This is a genomic window from Intrasporangium sp. (assembly GCF_030452765.1).
Classification (GTDB): domain Bacteria; phylum Actinomycetota; class Actinomycetes; order Actinomycetales; family Dermatophilaceae; genus Intrasporangium_A.
In genome coordinates this window covers 1-6,133 of record NZ_JAKDLO010000226.1, presented here as the reverse complement: position 1 = coordinate 6,133, position 6,133 = coordinate 1, and the positions used below count along the sequence as shown (strand labels likewise).

Annotated in this window: 6 protein-coding genes and 1 pseudogene; 6 read left to right on the top strand and 1 reads right to left on the bottom strand. The window is 69.6% G+C overall.

Annotated elements, in window-relative coordinates; genetic code table 11:
• From L0H79_RS19920 to L0H79_RS19910, 3 genes and pseudogenes are all read left to right on the top strand, one after another.
• Positions 1-527: pseudogene (locus L0H79_RS19920) on the top strand (F0F1 ATP synthase subunit beta); the annotation flags it as partial.
• Between the two features lie 158 nt (positions 528-685).
• Complete coding sequence (locus L0H79_RS19915; RefSeq protein ID WP_301486383.1) at positions 686-967, top strand: F0F1 ATP synthase subunit epsilon; 282 nt, start codon at positions 686-688, stop codon at positions 965-967.
• 9 nt (positions 968-976) lie between these two features.
• Positions 977-1,414 (top strand): DUF2550 domain-containing protein, encoded by a 438-nt coding sequence (locus L0H79_RS19910; protein ID WP_301486382.1) that lies wholly within the window; start codon positions 977-979, stop codon positions 1,412-1,414.
• Positions 1,415-1,457: 43 nt separating this feature from the next.
• Here L0H79_RS19910 and L0H79_RS19905 read toward each other — a convergent pair whose 3' ends face one another.
• Positions 1,458-2,075: a cob(I)yrinic acid a,c-diamide adenosyltransferase gene (locus L0H79_RS19905; RefSeq protein ID WP_301486381.1), complete on the bottom strand. Its 618-nt coding sequence runs from the start codon at positions 2,073-2,075 to the stop codon at positions 1,458-1,460.
• Positions 2,076-2,123: 48 nt separating this feature from the next.
• Between L0H79_RS19905 and murA the strand changes: the two genes are divergently transcribed.
• The 3 genes from murA (at position 2,124) to L0H79_RS19890 (ending at position 6,040) form a co-directional block, all read left to right on the top strand.
• On the top strand, positions 2,124-3,407 hold the full coding sequence (gene murA, locus L0H79_RS19900; RefSeq protein ID WP_301486380.1) for a UDP-N-acetylglucosamine 1-carboxyvinyltransferase: 1,284 nt from the start codon (positions 2,124-2,126) through the stop codon (positions 3,405-3,407).
• 153 nt (positions 3,408-3,560) lie between these two features.
• Positions 3,561-3,920: an STAS domain-containing protein gene (locus tag L0H79_RS19895; protein WP_301486379.1), complete on the top strand. Its 360-nt coding sequence runs from the start codon at positions 3,561-3,563 to the stop codon at positions 3,918-3,920.
• A 101-nt stretch (positions 3,921-4,021) separates the two neighbouring features.
• Positions 4,022-6,040, top strand: coding sequence for a protein meaA (locus tag L0H79_RS19890; RefSeq protein ID WP_301486384.1), 2,019 nt, complete (start codon positions 4,022-4,024; stop codon positions 6,038-6,040).
• The last annotated feature ends 93 nt before the right edge of the window (positions 6,041-6,133 follow it).

Genomic DNA, 6,133 nt, shown 5'->3' with positions numbered 1-6,133 from the left:
CGATCACCTCGATGCAGGCGATCTACGTGCCCGCCGACGACTACACCGACCCCGCTCCCGCCACGACGTTCGCGCACCTGGACGCGACGACCGAGCTCTCGCGTGACATCGCCTCGATGGGTATCTACCCCGCCGTGGACCCGCTCTCCTCGACGAGCCGGATCCTCGACCCGCGCTACATCTCCCAAGAGCACTACGACACCGCCGTCCGGATCAAGTCGATCCTGCAGCGCAACAAGGAGCTGCAGGACATCATCGCGATCCTCGGCGTCGACGAGCTGTCCGAGGAGGACAAGATCCTCGTCAACCGGGCTCGCCGGATCCAGCGCTTCCTGTCGCAGAACACCTATGTGGCCAAGCAGTTCACGGGTCTCGACGGCTCGACGGTCCCGCTCGCCGACACGATCGAGGCCTTCACCAAGGTCGCCGACGGCGACTTCGACAACGTCGGTGAGCAGGCGTTCTTCATGTGCGGCGGCCTCGACGACGTCGAGCGTCAGTGGGCCGAGATCCAGAAGAACCTCTGACCGCTCGTTAGGCGGTCCAACAGGTATGCCGCTGGGCGCGCTTTCGCGGGAAGCGCGCCCAGCGCCATACGCAGGGTTTGTCCACCGACTGTGCAGGCGGACGAGGCCTCGGCGCGAGGCACTACACTTCTGACACTGTCCGAGATCCGGAGGAACACGTGGGTTCACTCAAGGTTGAGATGGTCGCGGCCGACCGCAAGGTCTGGGAGGGCGAGGCGAAGTTCGTTCGAGGCCGCACCGCGAGCGGCGAGCTCGGCATCCTGCCCGGGCACTCACCGCTGCTCGGCGCCATCGTCGAGGGCGAGGTGACGATCCAGGCCATGGACGGCTCGCGCCATCACGCCAGGGTCGACGGCGGGTTCCTGTCGGTCGACTCCGACGTCGTGACGATCGTCGCCGAGCACGTCGACGCCTCGTCCCTGCACGGCGCCGGGCACTGAGGAGCGACGGTGCCGTCCGCTCTCGTCTCCACCGAGATCGTGATCGGCATCCTTCTGGTCGCTGTCGCGCTCGTTCTCGTCGTGACGTATGCGAGGCGTCGCTACATCGCTCACGGCCAGCCGCTGACGGTCTGTGCCGTACGCCCCGAGAGTGTCAAGCGCTGGCGCCTCGGTCTGATCAAGTTCGGGGACAACGCCCTCGAGTGGTACGCGCTCGGGGGCGTCTCGGTACGCCCGCGGCACCGGTGGGCGCGCCAGTCCCTGCTGCTCGAGACGCCCGGGCCGCTCCCGCCGGGGGAGTCGATCCCGGTCATCCCGGCGGCCCAGCGGGTGCCGTGCACCTCGGGGTCGGAGCGCTTCGATCTTGCCCTCGCCCACGCCGACTACACGGCGCTGCGCTCCTGGCAGGAGGCCGCGCCGCCCGGCTACAACGTCAACGTCGCGTAGCCGGCAGCCACATCCTCGAACAGTCGGTTCGCGGGGACCGATGTCACTCGGGCTGCTCGACCCGGCCGCCGCCGGGCTGCCAGAGGACGTCGCCGCCGATCGGTAGGTTCGCGACCCGGGCGAGGATGAAGAGCAGGTCGGACAGGCGGTTGAGGTACTTCGCGGTGAGGATGTTGACGCCACCGCTGCCGCGCTCGGGTCCGAGCGCCTCGCCGTGCTCGGCGATGGCCGCCCACGCCGACCGCTCGGCACGCCGGACGATCGTCGTGGCAAGGTGCAGGTGGGCCGACCCTGCCGTGCCGCCGGGCAGGATGAAGGACCTCAGCTTCGGCAGACCCTCGAGGTAGCGGTCGCAGTCGGTCTCGAGATCGTCGACCCAGGGCTGGTCGACGCGCAACGGCGGGAACGGGTAGGTCTCCTGCAGCGGGGTCGACAGGTCGGCGCCGACGTCGAAGAGCTCGTTCTGGACGCGGAGCAGGGTGATCCGCACGTCCTGCTCGAGGCCGCCTGCGGCGATGGCCACCCCGATCGCCGCGTTGGCCTCGTTGCAGTCCGCATAGGCCTGCAAGCGGGGGTCGTTCTTGCTCGTGCGCGAGAAGTCGCCGAGGGCCGTCGTGCCGTCGTCACCCGTGCGGGTGTAGATCTTCGTGAGGTTGACCATGCGCCAACTCTCGCAGACGGCGGCGCACCTGCGGATAGGGTCTCTTGGGTGAGAGAGCGGTTCCGGGTCCGCGGCGGCGCGCGCCTGGTCGGTGAGGTCTCGGTCGTCGGCGCCAAGAACAGCGCCCTCAAGCTCATGGCTGCGGCGCTGCTAGCGGAGGGCCGCACGACCCTGACGAACGTGCCGGCGATCGCGGATGTGTCGATCATGGCGGAGCTGCTGCGCAGCCTCGGCGTCGACGTCTGCTACGACCCCCCGTCCGGGCTGGTCGTCCTCGATGTGCCCGGGAAGATCGGCCATCGGGCCGACTACCGGCTCGTGCGGGCCTTACGGGCCTCCATCTCGGCCCTGGGTCCCCTCGTGGCCCGTACCGGCGCAGCCGATGTCGCGGTCCCCGGGGGCGACGCCATCGGGTCACGGGGTCTCGACCTGCATGCTGCCGGTCTGGAGGCGCTGGGCGCCTCGGTCCACGTGTCCCACGGCTATCTCATCGCCACCGCCCCGCAGGGGCTCACCGGGACCGGGATCCGGCTCGAGTTCCCGAGCGTCGGCGCCACGGAGAACATCCTCACCGCGGCCGTGCTCGCCCGCGGCCGCACCGTCATCGACAACGCCGCCCGCGAGCCGGAGATCGCCGACCTCGCCGACCTGCTCGTCGCGATGGGTGCGCAGGTCTCCGGCGCCGGGACCTCGTGCATCGTCGTCGAGGGTGTCGAGGGCCTCATGCCCGCGACCCACGCCGTCATCCCCGACCGGATCGCGGCCGGCAGCTGGGCCTTCGCAGCGACGACGACGCGTGGCGACCTCGAGGTCGTCGGGGGTGTCGTCGAGCACCTCCGCGCCCCGCTGGCGGCCCTCGAGCAGGCCGGCTGCACGATCGAGACGACCCGCCGCGGGTTCCGGGTCGCCGCCCTGGACCGGCCCGCCGCCTTCGACGTCGCGACCCTGCCCTACCCCGGCTTCCCGACCGACCTGCAACCCTTCGCCATGGCCTACAACTCCGTCGCGGCGGGCAGCGCCATGGTGACCGAGAACCTCTTCGAGGCCCGCTTCCGGATAGTCCAGGAGCTCGCCCGACTCGGTGCCGACGCCCAGGTCGACGGCCATCACGTCATGGTCCACGGGGTGCCTGTGCTCTCTGGTGCCCCGGTCGAGGCGAGCGACATCCGATCGGGCGCTGCCCTCGTCCTCGCCGGTCTGGTCGCCGAGGGGGAAACGCTGGTCAGCGGTGTGCACCACATCGACCGCGGGTATCCGCGCTTCGACGAGGCGCTGCGGGCCCTCGGCGCCGATGTGTCCCGGGAACCGGACGACGACCCGTGGGCTGACTGAGAAGGCGATCGAAGGGCTGCCCGGCAGGACGGCAGGACACCTCACATTCACCTGGAACTCCTTGACCATTTCTTGATTGATTCTTGACGCGTGGGTCCAACGTTTTCGGGCATATACCCTGCATCATTGCGATAGGCAGCAGGGAGGTCACTGATGACGCTCAACCGCCACCAGGCGACACCGGTCCGTGTGCTCGACGCACCAGACGGTCATGACGTCATCATCGAGGGACCCCTCGACGTCCACACCGTGCCCGACATTCGCGACCTGCTGCACGAGGTCATCTCACGGGGGCCCGGGGAGCTGCGCCTGCATCTGGGCAAAGCCGAGATCGGCGATGCGACCGGACTGGGTGTCATCGTCCACATTCATCGTCGTGCCCGCCGTGAGCAACGCCGGCTCTGGCTCGTCAGTGCGTCCGAGCGCACGACCCGGCTCGTGCGGGGGTGTCGGCTCGAGCGCATCCTCGCGCCCGCACGTCCGGGCCGCACTGTGTCCTCTCTCACCGCCTGACTCTCTCCCCAGCCCGGCAGCCCGCGGGTACGTTCACTGGCATGCTTGAGCAGGACTCGACGCACCCCACTGCGCGCGACACCCGTGCCCGCCCTTGGTTGATGCGGACCTACGCGGGCCACTCGAGCGCCGCAGCCAGCAACGAGCTCTACCGCCGCAACCTCGCCAAGGGCCAGACCGGGTTGTCGGTCGCGTTCGACCTGCCGACCCAGACCGGCTACGACCCCGACGAGGTGTTGGCTCGTGGCGAGGTCGGCAAGGTCGGGGTCCCGATCAGCCACATCGGCGACATGGAGGCACTCTTCCGCGATATCCCCCTGCGGGACATGAACACGTCCATGACGATCAACGCGACCGCGATGTGGCTGCTCGCGCTCTACCAGGTCACCGCCGAGCGCCAGGCCGAGGCTGCGGGCGAGGATCCGAGCGAGTGGGTGCGCTCGCTCGGCGGAACGACACAGAACGACATCATCAAGGAGTACCTCTCGCGCGGGACGTACGTCTTCCCCCCGGCGCCGTCGCTACGGCTCATCACCGACCTGGTCAGCTACACGGTCCGTGAGATCCCGAAGTGGAACCCGACCAACATCTGCAGCTACCACCTCCAGGAGGCCGGGGCCACCCCTGTCCAGGAGCTGGCCTACTCGCTCTCGACCGCGCTCGCCGTGCTCGACGCCGTCCGTGACTGCGGGCAGGTTCCCGAGGCCGAGTTCGCCGGCGTCGTCGCCCGGATCTCGTTCTTCGTCAACGCCGGCGTGCGCTTCGTCGAGGAGATGTGCAAGATGCGCGCCTTCGTGCAGCTCTGGGACGAGCTGACGCGGCAGCGGTATGGCGTCACCGACGCCAAGGCGCGCCGGTTCCGCTACGGCGTCCAGGTCAACTCGCTCGGGCTGACCGAGGCCCAGCCGGAGAACAACGTGCAGCGCATCGTCCTCGAGATGCTCGCCGTCACCCTCTCCAAGGACGCCCGGGCGCGGGCCATCCAGCTGCCGGCGTGGAACGAGGCCCTCGGCCTGCCCCGTCCGTGGGACCAGCAGTGGTCGCTTCGCCTGCAGCAGGTCCTCGCCTTCGAGTCCGACCTGCTCGAGTACGACGACCTGTTCACCGGCTCGCCCGTCGTCGAGGGCAAGGTCGCCCAGCTCGTCGAGGGTGCCCGAGCCGAGATGGCGCGGATCGAGGGCCTCGGTGGGGCCGTTGCTGCCGTCGAGTCCGGGTACATGAAGTCGGCCCTGGTCGCCTCGCACGCCGAGCGCCGCCGTCGCATCGAGTCAGGTGAGCAGGTCATCGTCGGGCTCAACCGGTTCGAGACGACCGAGCCCAACCCGCTCACCGCCGACCTCGAGGCCGCGATCCAGACCGTCGACCCGGGCGTCGAGCAGGCCGCTGCGCAAGCTGTGCGGGAATGGCGCGAGCGCCGCGACGCAGACCCGCAGCGGCGTACCCAGGCAGAGCAGGCTCTCGCCCGGCTCAGGGTCGATGCCGCTTCGGGCGCAAACCTCATGGTCGCCTCTCTCGAGTGCGCCCGGGCCGAGGTGACGACGGGGGAGTGGGCGGGCACCCTGCGTGAGCAGTTCGGTGAGTACCGCGCCCCGACCGGTGTGTCGGCCTCGGTCGGCGTGGCCTCCACGGAACCAGGCGGTGGCCTCGCCCGGGCCCGCGAGGCGGTGCGCCGCACGGGCGAGGAGCTCGGCGAGCGACTGCGCCTGCTCGTCGGCAAGCCCGGGCTCGACGGCCACAGCAACGGAGCCGAGCAGGTCGCGGTGCGGGCCCGCGATGCCGGCTTCGAGGTCGTCTACCAGGGCATCCGGCTCACCCCGGAGCAGATCGTCGACGCGGCCGTCGCCGAGGACGTCCACCTCGTCGGCCTCTCGATCCTCTCCGGCTCGCACATGGAACTCGTCCCCGACATCCTGGCTCGCCTGCGCGAGGCCGGCGGCGACGACATCCCGGTCGTCGTCGGGGGGATCATCCCGGAGTCGGACGCAGTCGCCCTCCGGCAGGCCGGGGTGGCCATGGTCTTCACTCCCAAGGACTTCGGCCTGAACGAGATCATGACCGAGATGGTCGAGGTGATCCGAGCGTCGCGCGACCTGGGCCCGCTGCTGACCGCGCCCGCGTGAACCGGCGCGCGACATGGCAAGTCGTCAAGTCTGCTTTGACGTTTGGATCACGTCAAGGTTAACTTGACGACCATGACAACCACGGAGACGACC